The following is an 18,174-nucleotide window of genomic DNA, read 5'->3' on the forward strand; positions in this document are numbered from 1 at the left end:
GCGGGCTGCGTCCGTTGAGCGGGCTGGAGCCGTCCTGGCGTCTGCGCTCGTCGTTCGGCCTGGGGCTGTCCTGCGGGTAGCGCTTGCCGTGCCGGCTGCCGCGTTGGCGGCCGGGTGTGCCGTGCCCGTCCTGCGGGCTGCGTCCGTTGAGCGGGCTGGAGCCGTCCTGGCGTCTGCGCTCGTCGTTCGGCCTGGGGCTGTCCTGCGGGTAGCGCTTGCCGTGCCGGCAGCCGCGTTGGCCGGGTGCGCCGTGCCCGTCCTGCGGGCTGTGCCCGTCGTGCCCGCTGCCGCAGTGGCCGTGCGCGCCGGGTCGGCGGCCGGGTGTGGCGTGTCCGTCCTGCGGGCTGTGTCCGTCGAGGGGGCTGGTGCCGGACTGGCGGCTTTGCTCAGCGGGCGGTTCGCGGCTGTTCTGGCGGGTGCTGCCGTTGTCGGTGCGCCCGTGGTGCGGGGCGCTGGGCCGGGGGCGCTCGTGTCCGTCCTGCGGGACCTGCCCGCCGCGGCGGCCGGGATCGCCGTCTCGGCGCCCTCGTTCGGCCGTGGGACGTGCCCTCCCGAGTCCCGCGTGCCGGTCCGCGCGGGTCGGGGGCGGAGTGGGGTGGCTGGAGGGCGGGTGTCGCGGGGGCCCGTAACGGGTGCGGAGCTGTTGCGGGGTGGGGGGTTGTCGTCGGCGGTGCGGGGGAGGGTTCCGCCTGGGGTGCGGGGTGGGTAGCCGCCGGGGCGGCGGGGGTCGCGGCGGCCCGGCGGGTGGGTGCCCGGGCGGCGCTGGGTCCTGGTCATGACCTTGTTCATGAGTCCCCGTTCGGTGTCGTTGTCCGGCGCCGGCGCTCAGGGCACCGGTTTATACCGGGCAGTAACTTCCTGCTGGGGCTCTTGTACGGGGCCGAGGGCGCCACGGCAAGGAAGGCGCGGCGCGCGTCGGGCCGTGGACGAGTTCACCTGTACGTGTGATCGCGAGGACCGTGACCCGTGTGGGGACTGGGGCGGACCGGGTGAGGTGAGGGGCTCGCGGTGGACGGATCGGGCGGTGTGGCCGGGGACTCGAAAGGGGGCTCTCGCACGTATCCTGAAGGCCGTCCGGGCGGCGAGCCCTCCGACCACGAAAGCGGCCTGCCATGCGTGTCTACGTCCCCCTGACCCTCTCGGGCCTCGCCGAGGCGCACAAGGCGGGGGAGCTGGGGACGGGGGCGCTCACCGCGTACGCCGTGACGCCCGCCCTGCGCGAGTGGTACCTCTCCGACGACATCGAGGAGCTGGAGTACGCCGCGCTGAACCGGGCCGCGCTCGCCTCGCTGCGGCTGCTGGCGCTGGACCCGGGCGCACCGCGGCGCCGTGTGGTGGTCGCCGTGGACGTGCCCGACGGCGCGGCGACGGCCGACCCCGACCGCGGCCTCGACCCGGCCGCGCTCGGCGAGGTGCGGGTGGCCGGTCCGGTGCGGCTGGCCAAGGCGGCCGCCGTGCACGTCGACTCCGATGACGCGGAGGCGGACGTGACCGCCGCGGCCGAGGCCCTGGGAGCGGCGGACGCGGGGGACGACGACGCCCAGTTCGTGGTGGACGGAGCCGAGGACCACGAGCTGCTCTGGTACGCCACACAGGAGATCCCGAACCTCGTCGGGCTCGGCGGCTGAAGCCCCCGGACCGCGACCGCACCACAGGTCGCGACCTGCCGATCTCCTGATTGTCAGTGGCGGCGGGTACGTTTTCCGGTATGGGGAAACAGTCAGGGACGCACATCGTCTGGGACTGGAACGGCACGCTGTTCCACGACAACGACGCGGTCATCGGCGCGACGAACGCGGCATTCGCCGAGCTGGGCCTGGAGCCGATCACGCTGGAGCAGTACCGCGCGCTGTACTGCGTGCCGATCCCGAAGTTCTACGAGCGGCTGCTGGGCCGGCTGCCCACCGAGGCCGAGTGGGACACGATGGACGGCGTCTTCCACCGGTACTACGCCGAGCACCGCACCGGATGCACCCTGACCGAGGGGGCCGTGGAGCTGCTCACCGGATGGACGTCGGCCGGGCACAGCCAGTCGATCCTCAGCATGTACGGGCACGAGGACCTCGTCCCGCTGGTCCGTGGCTTCGGGATCGAGACGCACTTCCTCCGGGTGGACGGGCGGACGGGCCGCTCCGGCGGCAGCAAGGCCGAGCACATGGTGCGGCACCTGGGCGCGCTGTCCGAGAGGGTGAACCCCGCGCGCACGGTGGTGATCGGTGACGCGGCGGACGACGCGGTGGCCGCGCTGCACGTCGGGGCGCGGGCGGTGCTCTACACCGGCGGTTCGCACAGCCGGGCCAGCCTGGAGGAGGCGGGCGTGCCGGTGGTGGACACCCTGCGGGAGGCGGTCGCGGAGGCGCAGCGGCTGGCCGAATGAGCGGCACGCGGCGAGAAGCGCGGGGAGACGCGGGGAGAGGGAAACGGGGGTGACGAACGTGGAGTGGGAAGCGCGGAGCGGGAAACGCGGTACGGCGGGGTCCGGCGGAGCCATACGCCGCCTTCGCCGTCCCCACCCCTGTGCAGAACGTCAAACTTCCACCCCCGGTTTTGTACACATACGGCTCATGACGGGCCCCCCGTGAGGAGCGATAGCCTTGTGGCGTGATCAGCGCGATAGTTCGCGGGGGCGCCGTCGCCTCCGCTGTGCGCCCGGTGAGCACGGACCACATCCGTGTCCGGGCGGCGGTCGCTGGTCCTCGCGGGCGGGAAGGGGCCTCGACGGCCCCCAGGACGCCGCGTCATCCACGGGCACAGGCGCTGCCGAGAGCAGCGTCACACCCGTCGGACGCGTCGAAGAAGGCTGATATCCCCCCGCTCATCTCACTTTCCGGCATAGCGTCGAAGCACACCGGACATCCCGGGCCGCGGCGTCACGCCGGAGGGGAAGAGACCGTACTTCCTTCTACGTCACGCAACGGCGCGCGACAGGAGCCAGAGGACAATGCAGACCAAGCTGGACGAAGCCAAGGCCGAGCTGCTCGAGAGGGCCGCCCGGGTAGCTGAGAACAGTCCGCTCGGGGGACATATCCCGACCGGGTCGACGGGCGAGGGCACGCCGGACCGGGAGTCCGTGCTCGCGTTCCTCCAGCGTTTCTACCTGCACACCGCCCCCGAGGACCTCGCGGGCCGTGACCCGGTCGACGTTTTCGGCACCGCCTACTCCCACTACCGCCTGGCCGAGAACCGCCCCCAGGGCACGGCCAACGTCCGGGTCCACACCCCGACCGTCGAGGAGAACGGCTGGACGTGCAGCCACTCCGTCGTCGAGGTCGTCACCGACGACATGCCCTTCCTCGTGGACTCCGTGACGAACGAGCTGACCCGCCAGGGCCGCGGTATCCACGTGGTGATCCACCCGCAGTTCGTGGTGCGCCGTGACGTCACCGGCAAGCTCATCGAGGTGCTGCCGGCCGCGGCGCCCGGCGAGGAGCTGCCGCACGACGCGCACACCGAGTCCTGGATCCACGTCGAGACCGACCGCGAGACCGACCGCGCCGACCTGAAGCAGATCACCGCCGATCTGCTGCGTGTGCTGTCCGACGTCCGCGAGGCCGTCGAGGACTGGGAGAAGATGCGCCAGGCCGCGACCAGCCTCGCCGAGGACCTGCCCGGTGAGCCGGCGCCCGGCGACCTGCGCGCGCAGGAGGTCGAGGAGGCCCGCGAGCTGCTGCGCTGGCTGTCCGAAGACCACTTCACCTTCCTCGGCTACCGCGAGTACCGGCTGTGCGACGACGACTCCCTGGCCGCCGTGCCCGGCACCGGGCTGGGCATACTGCGCGCGGACCCGCCGCACGCCGGCGACGACAGCCACCCGGTCAGCCCGTCCTTCGAGCGGCTGCCCGCCGACGCCCGCGCCAAGGCGCGCGAGCACAAGCTGCTGGTGCTGACCAAGGCCAACAGCCGGGCCACCGTCCACCGGCCCTCCTACCTGGACTACGTGGGCGTCAAGAAGTTCAACGACAAGGGCGAGGTCGTCGGCGAGCGCCGCTTCCTCGGCCTGTTCTCGTCCGCCGCCTACACCGAGTCCGTGCGCCGGGTCCCGGTCATCCGCCGCAAGGTCGACGAGGTCCTCGAGCGCGCCGGCTTCTCGCCCAACAGCCACGACGGGCGCGATCTGCTCCAGATCCTGGAGACCTACCCGCGCGACGAGCTCTTCCAGACCCCGGTCGGTGAGCTCCAGGCGATCGCCACCTCCGTGCTGTACCTCCAGGAGCGCCGCCGGCTGCGCCTGTACCTGCGCCAGGACGAGTACGGCCGCTACTACTCGGCCCTCGTGTACCTCCCGCGCGACCGCTACACCACCGGCGTGCGCCTGCGGATCATCGACATCCTGAAGGAGGAGCTGGGCGGCACCAGCGTCGACTTCACCGCCTGGAACACCGAGTCGGTGCTCTCCCGGCTGCACTTCGTCGTCCGTGTGCCGCAGGGCACCGAGCTGCCGGAGCTGTCCGACAGCGACAAGGAGCGCATCGAGGCCCGCCTGGTCGAGGCCGCCCGCTCCTGGACGGACGCCTTCTCCGAGGCGCTGACCGCCGAACTCGGCGAGGAGCGCGCCGCGGAGCTGCTGCGCCGTTACTCGGGCGCCTTCCCCGAGGGCTACAAGGCCGACCACACCCCGCGCGCGGCGGTCGCCGACCTGTGCAACCTCGAGCAGCTGAACGAGGACAAGACCTTCGCGCTGAGCCTGTACGAGCCGGTGGGCGCCGCCCCCGAGGAGCGCCGGTTCAAGATCTACCAGAAGGGCGGCTCGGTCTCCCTGTCCGCCGTGCTGCCGGTGCTCAGCCGGCTCGGCGTCGAGGTCACCGACGAGCGGCCGTACGAACTGCGCTGCGCGGACCGTACGACGGCATGGGTCTACGACTTCGGCCTGCGGATGCCGAAGGAGTCCGGCGGTACCGGCGACCACCTCGGCGACGACGCCCGTGAGCGCTTCCAGGAGGCCTTCGCCGCCACCTGGACGGGCAAGGCGGAGAACGACGGGTTCAACGCCCTGGTGCTGGGCGCCGGGCTGAACTGGCGCCAGGCGATGGTGCTGCGCGCCTACGCCAAGTACCTGCGCCAGGCCGGCTCGACCTTCAGCCAGGACTACATGGAGGACACCCTCCGCAACAACGTCCACACCACCCGGCTGCTGGTCTCCCTGTTCGAGGCGCGGATGTCGCCGGAGCGCCAGCGCGCCGGACACGAACTCGTGGACGCGCTGCTGGAAGAGGTCGACGCGGCCCTGGACCAGGTGGCCTCCCTCGACGAGGACCGGATCCTGCGGTCCTTCCTCACCGTGATCAAGGCGACCCTGCGTACCAACTTCTTCCAGGAGGCGCGGGAGGGCGGCCGGCCGCACGACTACGTCTCCATGAAGTTCGACCCGCGGGCCATCCCGGACCTGCCGGCGCCGCGCCCGGCGTACGAGATCTGGGTGTACTCGCCGCGCGTGGAGGGCGTGCACCTGCGCTTCGGCAAGGTCGCCCGAGGCGGTCTGCGCTGGTCCGACCGGCGTGAGGACTTCCGCACCGAGATCCTCGGCCTGGTCAAGGCGCAGATGGTGAAGAACACCGTCATCGTGCCGGTCGGCGCCAAGGGCGGGTTCGTCGCCAAGCAGCTGCCCGACCCGAGCGTGGACCGGGACGCGTGGATGGCGGAGGGCATCGCCAGCTACAAGACCTTCATCTCGGCGCTGCTCGACATCACCGACAACATGGTCGCCGGCGAGGTCGTGCCCCCGCAGGACGTCGTGCGGCACGACGGCGAGGACACCTACCTGGTGGTCGCCGCCGACAAGGGCACGGCGCGGTTCTCGGACATCGCCAACGAGGTCGCCCAGTCGTACGACTTCTGGCTCGGCGACGCCTTCGCCTCCGGCGGCTCGGCGGGCTACGACCACAAGGGCATGGGCATCACCGCCCGCGGCGCCTGGGAGTCCGTCAAGCGGCACTTCCGGGAGCTGGGCGTGGACACCCAGACCCAGGACTTCACGGTCGTCGGCATCGGCGACATGTCCGGTGACGTGTTCGGCAACGGCATGCTGCTGAGCGAGCACATCCGCCTCGTCGCCGCCTTCGACCACCGGCACATCTTCATCGACCCCGAGCCGGACGCGGCCGTCGCCTACGCCGAGCGCCGCCGCCTGTTCGAGCTGCCGCGCTCCTCGTGGGCGGACTACAACGCCGAGCTGATCTCGGCCGGCGGCGGGGTGTTCCCCCGTACGGCCAAGTCGATCCCGGTCAACGCGCACATCCGCGAGGCCCTCGGCATCGAGGCCGGCGTCACCAAGCTGACCCCGGCCGACCTGATGCGGGCGATCCTCAAGGCCCCGGTGGACCTGCTGTGGAACGGCGGCATCGGCACGTACGTCAAGGCGTCCACCGAGTCCCACACCGACGTCGGTGACAAGGCCAACGACGCCATCCGCGTCGACGGCCGCGACCTGCGGGTCCAGGTCGTCGGCGAGGGCGGCAACCTGGGCTTCACCCAGCTCGGCCGGATCGAGTGCGCGATGCAGGGCGCCCGGATCAACACCGACGCCATCGACAACAGCGCCGGCGTGGACACCTCCGACCACGAGGTGAACATCAAGGTCCTGCTCAACGGGCTGGTCGCGGAAGGCGACATGACGGTCAAGCAGCGCAACAAGCTGCTCGCCGAGATGACCGACGAGGTCGGCGCCCTGGTGCTGCGCACCAACTACGCGCAGAACACGGCGATCGCCAACGCGCTCGCCCAGTCCAAGGACATGCTCCACGCCCAGCAGCGCTTCATGAAGCACCTGGTGCGCGAGGGTCACCTGGACCGGGCGCTGGAGTTCCTGCCCACCGACCGGCAGATCCGTGAGCGGCTGGCCGCCGGGCACGGCCTGACCGGTCCGGAGACGGCCGTCCTGCTGGCGTACACGAAGATCACGGTCGCCGAGGAGCTGCTGCACACCTCGCTGCCGGACGACCCGTACCTGCACACCCTGCTGCACGCCTACTTCCCGACCGCGCTGCGCGAGCAGTTCGCCGAACGGATCGACAACCACCCGCTGCGCCGCGAGATCACGACGACCGTCCTGGTCAACGACACGGTCAACACGGGCGGTACGACCTATCTGCACCGCCTGCGGGAGGAGACCGGGGCGTCGCTGGAGGAGATCGTCAGGGCGCAGACGGTGGCCCGCACGATCTTCCGCTCGGCTCCGGTGTGGGACGCGGTCGAGGCGCTGGACAACAAGGTCGAGGCCGACGTCCAGACCCGGATCCGCCTGCACTCGCGCCGCCTGGTCGAGCGCGGCACGCGCTGGCTGCTGAACAACCGGCCGCAGCCGCTGGAGCTCGCCGAGACCATCGCGTTCTTCTCCGAGCGGGTCGGGCAGGTGTGGGCGGAGCTGCCCAAGCTGCTCAAGGGCGCGGACCTGGAGTGGTACCAGGAGGTCTACGACGAGCTGTCCGGCGCCGGCGTCCCGGACGAGCTGGCCACGCGCGTGGCCGGGTTCTCCTCCGCCTTCCCGGCGCTCGACATCGTCTCGGTGGCCGACCGTATGGGCAAGGACCCGATGGACGTCGCCGAGGTGTACTACGACCTCGCCGACCGCCTCCACATCACCCAGCTGATGGACCGCATCATCGAGCTGCCGCGTGCCGACCGGTGGCAGTCCATGGCCCGTGCGGCGATCCGCGAGGACCTGTACGCGGCGCACGCCGCGCTGACCGCGGACGTGCTGGCCGCGGGCAACGGCACCGCCACGCCGGAGCAGCGCTTCAAGGTGTGGGAGCAGAAGAACGGGGCGATCCTGTCCCGGGCGCGTGCCACGCTCGAGGAGATCCGCGGCTCGGACGCGTTCGACCTGGCCAACCTGTCGGTGGCGATGCGGACGATGCGCACGCTGCTGCGCACGCACTCGTAACGCGCGGGAGGCCGACCCGTACCCGAGGGCGCCCCGGACCTTTCCGGTCCGGGGCGCCCTCATGCCGTTCACGCCGTCTTCTTGCCGTCGTCCAGGAAACGCCGGACGCCGAATTTACCGTTTCCTGCTAAACGGGATCATTCCTATAAAGTTGCCGCGTGAACACCCTCGGTAGTCGCACCTGGCTCTTCCGGCACGATGCGCACCGCGCCGCCTGAGGCACCCTCAGCGGGCACGGCCGTCGGCCGGCCGCCGACCTCCCCGGGAGGGGCCTACGCGCCCCGCGCGGCCGCCGTGCTCCTCGCCGCCCTGCTGCTTCTGGTGATCGTCCGGCTGCCCTGGGCCGGCGACCTGGGCATGCACGCGGCGACCATCCAGCGGCTGCGCCACAGCCTGCTCCACCCCGGCAACCCGCTCGTCGACGCCGACACCCCGAGCCCGTACTACTCGCCGTGGATGCTGCTCCTCGGCTCCGTCGCCCGGGCCGGCGGCCTGTCGGTGTTCGTCGTGCTGCGGCTCGCCGCGCTCACCGGGCTCACGCTGCTGGCGACGGGCGTCTGGCGGTACGTCAGAACGCTGAGCGCGCACCGGGCCGCGCCCGCCCTGGCCGCCCTGAGCCTGGTTCTGCTGTGGGGTACGGAACTCATCAACTGGAGCGGCTTCCTCTCCCTCAACTCCCTCGCGCTGACGGTGTCGTATCCCAGCGTGCTGGCCCTCGGCCTCGCCTTCCACTACTGGGCCTGGCTCACCCGGGCGCTGCGCGCGGCGGCCGGGTGGGAGGTGTGGCTGGGGCTCGGGACGCTGTGGGCGCTGATCCTGCTGTGTCATCAGTTCACCGGGTTCGTCGCCACGCTCGGCGGTCTCGCCGCGGTGCTCGCGGCCCGGCCCCCGCGTGCCCTGTGGCCGCGGCTCGGCGCCGGGGCGACCCTGGGGCTGCTGGTGCTGTGGCTGTGGCCGTACTACGACTTCTTCGCCCTGTTCTCGGCCGGAAGCGATCTGGAGGAGGTGCACCGGGCGCTCTACACGAACTTCCTCGGCCGCTACTGGCTGGCCCTGCTCGGAGTGGCCGCGCTGGTCGTGCGGTGGCGGCGCGACCGGCGGGACCTTCTGGTGACCTTCTTCCTGCTGGGCGCGCTGGTGTGTGCGACGGGGTTCGCCACGGGCCACTACGCCTGGGGCCGGACGCTGCCCGCCGCCCTCGTCCCGGCCCAGATCGCCGCCGCGCTGGAGGTGGTGCAGGGCGGCGGGCGCGCCGTGCGGACCCGCTGGGCGTGGGCGCTGGGCGGCGCGCTGGCCCTGGGGGCGTGGACCCAGGCCGGCGTGCTCGGGTACGCCGTCGGGCGCGCGGCGCTGCCGGACGTGCTCGCGGCCGACTACACCCCGACCTGGACCGGGTACTACTGGATCACGCCGTATGTGAAGTACGGGGATGTGGTCATGGCCCGGGACCTGCCCTCCCGGCTGATCCCGGCCTACGGCCCCTACACGGTCGCCCCCGGCTACCCGGACTTCTTCCTGCCGGACGAGTCCCGGCGCGAGTGGGCGGTGCGGCGCTACTACACGCTCCGCACGCCGGAGGGCGTACGCAGGGACATCCTGCGCACCTATGCCGTGCGCTGGGTCGTGGACGGAAGCAGACCGCGCCACGACCCCGAACTGCGCGTGGTGACCCACGGCCCGGGCGGCCAGGTCCTCTACGCGGTCACTCCCTGACCGGCCCGCCGGGCGCCGGGCGGAGTGGGGCTATCCCTTGGCCTTCTTCTTGTCGGGGCCGCCCGTGAAGGCCTCGTAGGCCTCGAGGACCTCCTCGGTGGGGCCGTCCATGCGCAGTTCGCCGCGTTCCAGCCACAGGACGCGCTCGCAGGTGTCGCGGATGGAGGCGTTGCTGTGGCTGACCAGGAACACCGTGCCGGCCTGCGCGCGCAGTTCGCGGATCCGTTTCTCCGAGCGGCGCTGGAAGGAGCGGTCGCCCGTGGCCAGTGCCTCGTCGATCAGCAGGACGTCGTGGTCCTTGGCGGCGGCGATGGAGAAGCGCAGCCGGGCGGCCATGCCGGAGGAGTACGTGCGCATCGGCAGCGTGATGAAGTCGCCCTTCTCGTTGATGCCGGAGAAGTCGACGATGTCCTGGTAGCGCTCCTTGACCTCCTCGCGGGACATGCCCATGGCCAGTCCGCCGAGGAGGACGTTGCGCTCGCCGGTCAGGTCGTTCATCAGCGCCGCGTTCACGCCGAGGAGTGAGGGCTGGCCGTCGGTGTAGATCCTGCCGTTCTCCACGGGCAGGAGTCCGGCGACCGCCTTGAGCAGCGTGGACTTGCCGGAGCCGTTGGTGCCGATCAGGCCGATGGCCTCGCCCTTGTAGGCGACGAACGAGACCTTCTTGACCGCGTGCACCCGGCGTACGCCGGCCGCCTTCTCGGCCTTCTCGCGGCGCAGGATCCGGTTGAGGGCGGCGGTCGCCGAACCGCGGCCGGAACCGGTGCCGTTGACCCGGTAGACGATGTCGACCCCGTCGACCACGACGGTGGGGATCTTGTCGGTTGTCAGCTCAGCCACGGCCGTAGGTCTCCTCAGCCTTCCAGAAGTAGATGAAGCCGCCGACCCCGGCGAGCAGGGCCCAGCCCAGCGCGTACGCCCACACATGGTGGGGGAGCTGGTGCGCCGTGAAGCTGTCGATCAGCGCGAAGCGCATCAGGTCGATGTAGACGGCGGCAGGATTGGACTGCAGCAGCACCTTCAGCACGTGTGGCATGTGGCTGTGGTTCAGCGTCGCGTCGATGCTCCACATCACGCCGGAGACGTACATCCAGGTGCGCAGGAGGAACGGCATCAGCTGGGCGATGTCCGGCGTCTTGGCGCCCATCCGGGCCATGATCATGGAGACGCCGGCGTTGAACACGAACTGGAGCAGCAGTACCGGGACGGCCAGCACCCACGACATGGTGGGCGTCATGCCGAAGCAGAGCAGGATCGCCAGGAGGGCGACCATCGAGAACAGCAGCTGCTGGAGCTGCTGAAGCGCGAAGGAGACCGGCAGCGCGGCCCGCGGGAAGTGCAGGGCCCGCACCAGACCGAGGTTGCCGGAGATCGCCCGGGTGCCCGCCATGATCGAGTTCTGGGTGAACGTCCAGATGAACACGCCCGTCACCAGGAACGGGATGTAGTCCGCAACGCCGCGGCTGGTGCCCATCAGGATGCCGAAGATGAAGTAGTACACCGCCGCGTTCAGCAGCGGGGTGGCGACCTGCCAGACCTGGCCGAGCTTCGCCTCGCTGTACTGGGCGGTGAGCTTGGCGGTGGCAAAGGCGCTGATGAAGTGGCGCCGCGCCCACAGCTGCCGGACGTACTCGGACAGGGAAGGGCGGGCGCCGCTGACCGACAGGCCGTGGCGGATGGCGACCGTCGCGAGGTCGTCCTCGGCCAGGGCCGTGGTGTGGGGCGGTGTGTGGAGGGCCTGGCTCACATCCGCTGCTTTCGCTCGGGGGGAGGTGGTGCCGGCGTCCGGCTTCGTGCCGCCGTCGGTTTCCTTACGGTTCTCTTCACATTTTCTTACGTCGGAACGGCACCGTATCGTCGCAACGTGAGCGTACGGCGAAGTGACGCCGCAACGCAACCGTTTCGTCGTAACGCCCTATGCTTGGCCGCATGACGACGAACGCCGACCAGCCCCAGACGCGCCCCCGCCGCCGGGTCCCCGCCGGGGCGGCCGTGCTCCGCGAGGACGTGACGGAGGCGATCCGGGCGGCGGTCTTCGAGGAACTGGCGTCCGTCGGCTACGCGCGGATGTCCATCGAGGGGATCGCGCGGCGCGCGGGCGTCGGCAAGACGGCCGTCTACCGCCGGTGGCGCTCCAAGCTGCACCTGGTGCTGGACATCGTCTCGGCGCTCGCCGTGCAGGGCCTGCCCGCGCCGGACACCGGCTCCCTGGAGAGCGACCTGCGCCTGCTGTACGAGGTGACCTCCCGGGCCCTGCGCCACCCCATCGCCTCGCAGGTCATCCCCGACCTCCAGGCGGAGGCGGCCCGCAACCCGGACATCGCCGAGGCCATGCAGAAGGCCCTGCGCGACGGTCAGGAGAGCGTGGCCAGCAGCATCCTGGCGGCGGCCGAGCGCCGCGACGAGATCCGCCCCGGTCTGGACCGGGACCTGGCCCTCGACCTGATCTCGGGCCCGCTGTACTGGCGCGCGGTCGTCATCCGCACGCCGAAACTCCCCAAGGGCTACCTGGACGCCCTCGCCCGGGGCACGGCCGAGGCGATCAAGGCGCTCTGACCAAAAAATCCTCGTGCGGATCCGGGTGGGTCGTTGCAGCACCCTCACGGGCCGGGCGGGAACGGGATCCGCAGCGGCCGGACGGGACACCCCGCCCAGCCCGAATCAACCAGCCTCCGCGGGCCGGGCGGGACGGGGCCTGCGGAGGCTGGACACGACAGCCCGCACACCGGTGGTGGACGTGTGGCGGCCCGCGCCCGCGTGTGATGGCGCCACCGGGCCGCCGGAGCGGCCCGGTGACGGCGGGTGGTGGGGTCAGATGCGGGCTGCCTCCGGGTGGTGGAGGAGCCAGCCCTGCCAGGCTGAGGTGATCATGTCGTGGAGGTCGCGTCGGGCCTTCCAGCCGAGTTCCGTGGCGATGCGGTCGGCGGAGGCGACGACGCGGGCGGGGTCGCCGGGGCGGCGCGGGGTGACCGTCGGGGGGCTGTTGTAGCCGGTGACGGCGTTGATCGTGTCGATCATCTGGCGCACCGAGATCCCCTCCCCGCGGCCGATGTTCAGTGTGAGGTCGAGGCCGGGGGAGGAGCGCAGGGCGCGAGCCGCGGCCACGTGGGCCTCCGCGAGGTCGACCACGTGGATGTAGTCACGGATGCAGGTGCCGTCCGGCGTGGGGTAGTCGTCCCCGAAGATGCGCGGGGGCATGTTCTCGGTCAGTCGTTCGAAGACCATCGGGACCAGGTTGAAGACGCCGACGTCCGCGAGGCGCGGACTCGCCGCGCCCGCCACGTTGAAGTACCGCAGGGACGCCGTGGACAGCCCCGTCGCCCGGCCGGTCGCGCGCACCAGCCACTCGCCGGCCAGCTTCGTCTCGCCGTACGGAGACATCGGCGCGCACGGCGTCTCCTCCGTGACCAGGGCGTCGTCCCGCGCGGCATTCGGCATGCCGTACACGGCCGCCGAGGAGGAGAACACGAACGAACCGACCCCGGCCGCCGTCACCGCCTCCAGCAGGACCCGCAGGCCCTCGACGTTCTCCCGGTAGTAGTGCAGGGGCCGCTCCACCGACTCGCCCACCTGCTTCTTCGCCGCCAGGTGGACGACACCGGTCACCTCGTGCTCGGCGAGGGCACGCGCCAGCCGGTCGCCGTCCAGCGTGGAGCCCTCCACCAGCGGGACGTCCCCCGGGACACGCTCGGCGATGCCGGTGGACAGGTCGTCGTACACCACCGCACGCTCGCCCGCCGCGGTCATCGCGTGGACGACGTGCGCTCCGATGTAGCCGGCTCCGCCGGTGATCAGCCAGGTCATGCGGGCGTCTCCTCGTCAGTTGGCCCAGGTCGTCGTATGGAGGCGGGGTGTGGTGCGCTCACCGGGGCGCGGCCCGGTGGAGCAGACGGCGCAGTCTGCCCCGCAGGATGGACGTCACCCCGTGCAGTCCCGCCGCCAGGCGTACGGCCAGCGCGCCGGAGTGCGTGGCGTACGGCTGGACCAGCAGAACGCCGTAGCGCACGCTCGGTACGACGCGGCGGCGCAGCAGACCGGCGCCCGCGCGCGCGTGCGCCGTCACCTTACGGCTCGTGCCGTCGGCGAAGCACACCCGCAGCCGCAGGTCCCAGGTGCCGGCCCCCAGCCCCGCGAGGTCCACGCCCGTCTCGGCCGACCAGGTGGCGTCCCCGGCCGGCGTGAGCGGGACGGTGGCGCCCCGGACCGTGCGCCCCGCCTCACGGTGCAGCCACTCCACCTCCAGGGCCTCGGGCCGGGCGGACGTCACCCTGCCGTACAGGTCGTGCAGGCGCAGCAGCAGCAGGCTCGTCCCCGCGAGGGGACGCACTTCCGCGTCCACGGCCAGGGGCAGGACGTGGACCGGCCGGACCAGGTAGGGCTCCAGGCCGATCTGCGGAAGGTCGTCCGCCCAGACGGGACTGCCGTCCTTGTCGCGGGCGTAGGGCGGGCACAGACGGGCCGGGCGCGCGGCGAGCTCCTTCAGGCGCGGCAGGTCGCGCGGCCCGGGCGACGCGAGGATCACCCGTCCGAGGAGGTGCCCGGCGGTCGTCGGGTTGACGGCCCAGTCGGCCGCGTCGTACTCGCCGAGGTACTCCCGCGTGTGCTCCCACCAGGCGTACCGGTACCCGGCGTCGCGCAGGCCCAGCTCACGCGCGTACATGCGCAGCTCGTGGTCGAGGAACTTGGCGCGCGCCGCCCGCGCGAGCTCCTTCTGCCCTGCGCTCAGCAGGATGTCGTACGCCGACCGGCTCGCCTCGGTGCGCGCCCGCCAGTTCTCGATGTTCGCGCGGTCCAGAGAGATCGACAGCTGCCCGGCGGACCGGCGCACGTTCCACACGTACACCTGGTCCGGGATGAGGGCCACGCGCGGGTCGGCGGCCAGCACGCGCGCGGTGAACACGAAGTCCTCGTACGGGAAGTGGCCTTCCGGGAAGCGGATCGCGTGCTCGCGCAGGAAGTCGGTGCGGTACAGCTTGTTGACGCACAGGGTGTCGTGCACGAGACGCGGGAGCTTCGCGGGGTGCGTGAGGACGGCGCCCGTGCTGTAGAGCTTCTGTTGCCATGGCACTTCCCGCCCGGAGGGCAGCTCGCGGCGCACGCACAGGCCGCTCACGACCTCGGCCCGCTCCTTGCGGGCGGCGGCGAGCAACGCGTCCACCGCGCCCGGCGGCAGCACGTCGTCGCTGTCGAGAAACATCACGTACGGCGTGGTGACCGCGTCTATACCGGTGTTGCGCGGGCTGCCGCAGCCGCCGCTGTTCTCCTCGCGCCGGATCACCCGCACTCTCGGTTCGGCCGCGGCCAGGCGGTCGAGCAGTTCGAAGGTGCCGTCGGTCGAGCAGTCGTCGACGGCGACGACCTCGCTGACGGAGGGACCCTGCGCGAGAGCCGAGCGCACAGCGTCGGCCATGTGGGCGATGTCGTTGTAACCGATCACGACGACGCTGACGTCGGTGGCCTGGTCGGGGTGCAGATGCATGGAATCCACGGGCCGGAATAGTAGGGGTGGTCGGTAATCTCCCGTTAAGAGGGGCTTAGCGTCCCGTGCGGAAGACGGTGAATGTCCGACCCGGGTTCCCCGTCGGGGGTCACCGATTTCGTCGATCGCCACAACCGGGCAAAAGAGAATAGCGCGGCGGCGGCCAGCAGACCGTTGCGCATGAGCATGAGCGCACAACCTGTCCACGAACAGGCCACCACCTGGTGGTACAGGGTGGGGTATGCGATCACGCTGACCAGGCTCGCCAGCGCGATCAGCGCGGCGACCGGACGCTGTGTGGTCAGCGATGACGTCAGGCACACCGCCGCGAGGCCGAGCAGCCAGACCATGTACTGCGGGCTGATCACCCGGCTGGTGACGGTGAACAGCAGGACGGCGCTCAGCGCGGCGTCGTACGGTGTCGCCCCCGTCCAGTGCCGGGCCCGGATCCGCCAGAGCAGCAGCAGCCCGAACGCGCTCGCCGACAGGAGCAGCGAGAGGTGTGCGACGGTCGAGACGTACGGTCCGGTGAACTCCATGGCTCCGTACCGGTAGCGCACCCGGCCCGGCCAGCCGGCGTGTGTGGCCAGCGCGAGCGCGGTGCCGCCGAACGACTCGATCTGCACGCCCCGGCCGCCCTGCTGGCGCGCGAAGGCGAGCGGGTTCCTGAACAAACCGGCGAGGACGGCCAGCACCACGGCGCCGGTGGCGGCCGCCCATGTCCACGCCGACCGGGTCGCACGGCCCCGGGGCAGGCCGACCAGCGCCAGCGCCGGCCACACCTTCACCAGGGCGCCCAGCGCGGCGAGCGCGCCGCACGCGCGCGTGGAGCGCGACAACGTCAGCAGGGAGAGCACGGCCAGGGCGGTGGCCTGGACGTCGTAGCGGGCCAGCGGGATGTGCAGCAGCAGGGGCAGGCCCAGCGTCCAGTAGCCGGCCCCGCGCAGGCTGCGGCCGGGGCGGGTGCCCGCGTGCGCCAGGGCCAGCGTGACCAGTGCGTCGGCGGCGACCGTGAGCACCACGAAGGCCTGGAAGTACGTCAGGCCCGGCAGCAGCGCGGGCGACAGCAGCACCGGTCCGGCGCCCGGCGGGTACTGCCACAGCGTGTCGTGCGCCGGGAACGCGCCGTGGGACAGCAGGACGTACCAGTGCTGGTACAGCTTCCACACCTCGCGCGCCACCGAGCCCCGGCCCAGTCGGGGCAGTCCGTTGTGGGCGAGCAGCCACAGCATCAGGGCGCGCGTGAGGAGCCAGGCGGCCGTCAGGGCGAGGAGGCGGTGTCTCGTCGACGGACGCGTGAGAAGACGCGTCACGCTCTGGAAGGCGCTCATCACGGCGGATCGTAATCCGCGCGAAAGCCGCATATGTGCTGATACGCGTCCAGTCGTTGGTAAGAGCCTGCCAAGTGGACCAAAACAGGCGCGGCACCCGGGCCGCGCGCCCGCGCGGGGCCGCGCTCTCCCCGGTCAGCCACATCACGTCGTCGCCCGTCATCGAGGGACCGGGCTCCACTCGTCCGGCCGGCTTCCGGTACGCGGACCCGGGATGCCCGCCGCCGGCCGGGGCGCCACACGCTCCAGCAGCAGCGGCACGCCCACCACCGGCAGCAGCCAGGCCAGCACGATCAGCCGTTCGCCCCACACGGTGATGTCGGGATGCGCCGCCTGCGTGAGGAACCCGGTGAACGCCGTCGCCGCCACGAAGAGGCCGAACGCCCCCCGCCGCCGCAGCGCGCCCCACGCGCCGGCGGCGAGCAGGGCGGCGAACACCGGCTGCCACAACTGCCGGCGCAGCAGATGCCGTAAGACGACCCGCCGCAGCACCGCGACGCGCTCGGCCGCGACGGCGACCAGGCCGCCCCAGCCGACGTCGGTGCGGTGCCCGTCGGGGAAGGCCAGGCCGCGCCCGGTCACGAAGGAGCGGCGGTAGACCGCGCTCCACGCGGGCAGCGGAACGCCGGTCAGGTGCGGGGCCTCGGCGGGGGAGAAGGCGGGCGCGCGGACGGTGACCGGCGGCGGCCCGGCCGTGGTGGCCGGCTCGCCGTCCCACCAGGGAGTCCGCTCGTGCTCGAAGGAGAGCACGTCGACGTCGCCCGTCTCCTCCAGACGGGCGGCCAGCGCGGACAGCGCGCCCGGCGCCAGGGTGTCGTCGCCGTCGAGGAACAGCAGATACGCGCCGCTCGCCGCCCCCGTCCCGGCGTTGCGCGCCGCGCCGAGGCCCGCGGACGGGGGCGAGTGCACCAGGACCACCCGGGAATCCCGCCCCGCGTGGTCGGCGGCGACGCCGGCGGCCGGGGCGACCGGGCCGTCGCACACCGCGATCAGCTCGAAGTCTCCGAAGGACTGGGCGAGGACCGAGTCCAGCGCCAGGGACAGCCGGCCCGCGACGCCATGCGACGGGACGACGATGCTGAATCGGGGCATTCTGCTCTTTCTTCTGTTGATCCGGTCCGCCGTGTGCATACGGACTCCCAAAAGAGCAAACGGTGTTCAAAGGCTCCGGGTGACGGTCTGTGGGCCGGCAGGTTGCGGCAGGGTTGCGAACGGGCTTCGGCCCGGGGCCGCGACCTGCGACGACACCCGACGGCACGGGGAGACGGCGACCGGCTCGGCCACGCCGTGCGCGACCGGGCGCGCAGCACGGCGGCCCGCAGCACGCGCAGCGGCTTGACGACCCGCTCGACCGCCCGGCGGCACAGCGCCGTCACCAGCCGCAGCACCCGGATCGCGCGGTGCGGGGCCAGCCGGACCAGGGCGTACCGCAGCCCGGTGCGCAGCGCCGGCCGGAGGCCGAGAGCGCGGCAACGGCGGTGGCACGCCTCCAGGAACGCGCGCGGGTACGCCGGGGTCCGGTGCGCGGGGACGGTGACACTGAACCTGGGCAAGGGTGCATCCAAGGGCCGACGTGGGCGTTCTGCCCGGGAACGGCCGGTGGAGCGAGTCGGTCACGGCCCGCTGAGGCATGTGGGGGACGGCGGGGCGCGGGGGGGGGGGGGGGGGCGCGCGCCCCCCCCCCCCCCCCCCCCCCCCCCCCCCGGCCCACACCCCCCCCCCCCCCCCCCCCCCAAACCCCCCCCCCCAACACAAAAAACACGGGCCCCGGG

10 protein-coding genes and 1 pseudogene are annotated in these 18,174 nt (G+C 72.1%); 5 read left to right on the forward strand and 6 right to left on the reverse strand.

Going from position 1 to position 18,174, the window contains the following annotated elements; all coding sequences use genetic code 11:
* Positions 1 to 1,112 precede the first annotated feature (1,112 nt).
* The 4 genes from ACIQMV_RS11470 to ACIQMV_RS11485 all read left to right on the forward strand — a co-directional run bounded on the left by ACIQMV_RS11470 (position 1,113) and on the right by ACIQMV_RS11485 (position 9,592).
* The gene (locus ACIQMV_RS11470; protein ID WP_388471310.1) at positions 1,113 to 1,628 is read left to right on the forward strand and encodes a DUF6912 family protein; all 516 of its coding nucleotides are present in this window, start codon (positions 1,113 to 1,115) and stop codon (positions 1,626 to 1,628) included.
* Positions 1,629 to 1,708: 80 nt separating this feature from the next.
* Positions 1,709 to 2,377, forward strand: a complete 669-nt coding sequence (locus tag ACIQMV_RS11475; protein ID WP_402592486.1) for an HAD family hydrolase — start codon at positions 1,709 to 1,711, stop codon at positions 2,375 to 2,377.
* A 564-nt stretch (positions 2,378 to 2,941) separates the two neighbouring features.
* Positions 2,942 to 7,879, forward strand: a complete 4,938-nt coding sequence (locus tag ACIQMV_RS11480) for an NAD-glutamate dehydrogenase (protein WP_402592487.1) — start codon at positions 2,942 to 2,944, stop codon at positions 7,877 to 7,879.
* 198 nt (positions 7,880 to 8,077) lie between these two features.
* A complete protein-coding gene (locus tag ACIQMV_RS11485; RefSeq protein ID WP_402592488.1) occupies positions 8,078 to 9,592 on the forward strand; it encodes a hypothetical protein in 1,515 nt (504 codons plus the stop codon).
* Positions 9,593 to 9,622: 30 nt separating this feature from the next.
* Here ACIQMV_RS11485 and ACIQMV_RS11490 read toward each other — a convergent pair whose 3' ends face one another.
* Together ACIQMV_RS11490 and ACIQMV_RS11495 are read right to left on the reverse strand one after the other, a co-directional pair.
* Complete coding sequence (locus tag ACIQMV_RS11490) at positions 9,623 to 10,519, reverse strand: ABC transporter ATP-binding protein (RefSeq protein WP_402592489.1); 897 nt, start codon at positions 10,517 to 10,519, stop codon at positions 9,623 to 9,625.
* Positions 10,425 to 11,339 carry an ABC transporter permease gene (locus ACIQMV_RS11495; protein ID WP_141360488.1) on the reverse strand — a complete coding sequence of 305 codons (915 nt, stop codon included), beginning with the start codon at positions 11,337 to 11,339 and terminating at the stop codon, positions 10,425 to 10,427. The genes ACIQMV_RS11490 and ACIQMV_RS11495 overlap by 95 nt, the downstream gene beginning before the upstream one ends.
* Positions 11,340 to 11,509: 170 nt before the next feature.
* Here ACIQMV_RS11495 and ACIQMV_RS11500 point away from each other — a divergent pair, with 170 nt between their 5' ends.
* Positions 11,510 to 12,148, forward strand: a complete 639-nt coding sequence (locus tag ACIQMV_RS11500) for a TetR/AcrR family transcriptional regulator (protein WP_141360489.1) — start codon at positions 11,510 to 11,512, stop codon at positions 12,146 to 12,148.
* A 255-nt stretch (positions 12,149 to 12,403) separates the two neighbouring features.
* On the opposite strand, the gene galE is transcribed toward ACIQMV_RS11500, so the two are convergent.
* The 4 genes and pseudogenes from galE to ACIQMV_RS11520 form a co-directional block, all read right to left on the reverse strand.
* Positions 12,404 to 13,396 (reverse strand): UDP-glucose 4-epimerase GalE, encoded by a 993-nt coding sequence (gene galE, locus ACIQMV_RS11505; protein WP_402592490.1) that lies wholly within the window; start codon positions 13,394 to 13,396, stop codon positions 12,404 to 12,406.
* A gap of 58 nt (positions 13,397 to 13,454) precedes the next feature.
* Entirely contained in the window at positions 13,455 to 15,071 is a 1,617-nt protein-coding gene (locus ACIQMV_RS11510) for a glycosyltransferase family 2 protein (protein ID WP_402592899.1), read from the reverse strand.
* A 44-nt stretch (positions 15,072 to 15,115) separates the two neighbouring features.
* Positions 15,116 to 16,402 carry a glycosyltransferase 87 family protein gene (locus ACIQMV_RS11515; protein ID WP_402592491.1) on the reverse strand — a complete coding sequence of 429 codons (1,287 nt, stop codon included), beginning with the start codon at positions 16,400 to 16,402 and terminating at the stop codon, positions 15,116 to 15,118.
* Positions 16,403 to 16,852: 450 nt separating this feature from the next.
* Positions 16,853 to 17,494: pseudogene (locus ACIQMV_RS11520) on the reverse strand (glycosyltransferase family 2 protein); the annotation flags it as partial.
* Positions 17,495 to 18,174 lie beyond the last annotated feature (680 nt).

The sequence above is a fragment of the Streptomyces sp. NPDC091412 genome, from assembly GCF_044756885.1.
In the GTDB taxonomy this organism is placed as follows: domain Bacteria; phylum Actinomycetota; class Actinomycetes; order Streptomycetales; family Streptomycetaceae; genus Streptomyces.

What these genes read in the sequence shown, in the direction of transcription:
- ACIQMV_RS11470 (WP_388471310.1), top strand. Translation starts at nt 1,113, where the DNA reads ATGCGTGTCTACGTCCCCCTGACCCTCTCGGGCCTCGCCGAGGCGCAC.
- ACIQMV_RS11475 (WP_402592486.1), top strand. Translation starts at nt 1,709, where the DNA reads ATGGGGAAACAGTCAGGGACGCACATCGTCTGGGACTGGAACGGCACG.
- ACIQMV_RS11480 (WP_402592487.1), top strand. Translation starts at nt 2,942, where the DNA reads ATGCAGACCAAGCTGGACGAAGCCAAGGCCGAGCTGCTCGAGAGGGCC.
- ACIQMV_RS11485 (WP_402592488.1), top strand. Translation starts at nt 8,078, where the DNA reads ATGCGCACCGCGCCGCCTGAGGCACCCTCAGCGGGCACGGCCGTCGGC.
- ACIQMV_RS11490 (WP_402592489.1), bottom strand. Translation starts at nt 10,519, where the DNA reads ATGTGTGGGCGTACGCGCTGGGCTGGGCCCTGCTCGCCGGGGTCGGCG.
- ACIQMV_RS11500 (WP_141360489.1), top strand. Translation starts at nt 11,510, where the DNA reads ATGCTTGGCCGCATGACGACGAACGCCGACCAGCCCCAGACGCGCCCC.
- galE (WP_402592490.1), bottom strand. Translation starts at nt 13,396, where the DNA reads ATGACCTGGCTGATCACCGGCGGAGCCGGCTACATCGGAGCGCACGTC.
- ACIQMV_RS11510 (WP_402592899.1), bottom strand. Translation starts at nt 15,071, where the DNA reads ATGCATCTGCACCCCGACCAGGCCACCGACGTCAGCGTCGTCGTGATC.
- ACIQMV_RS11515 (WP_402592491.1), bottom strand. Translation starts at nt 16,402, where the DNA reads ATGAGCGCCTTCCAGAGCGTGACGCGTCTTCTCACGCGTCCGTCGACG.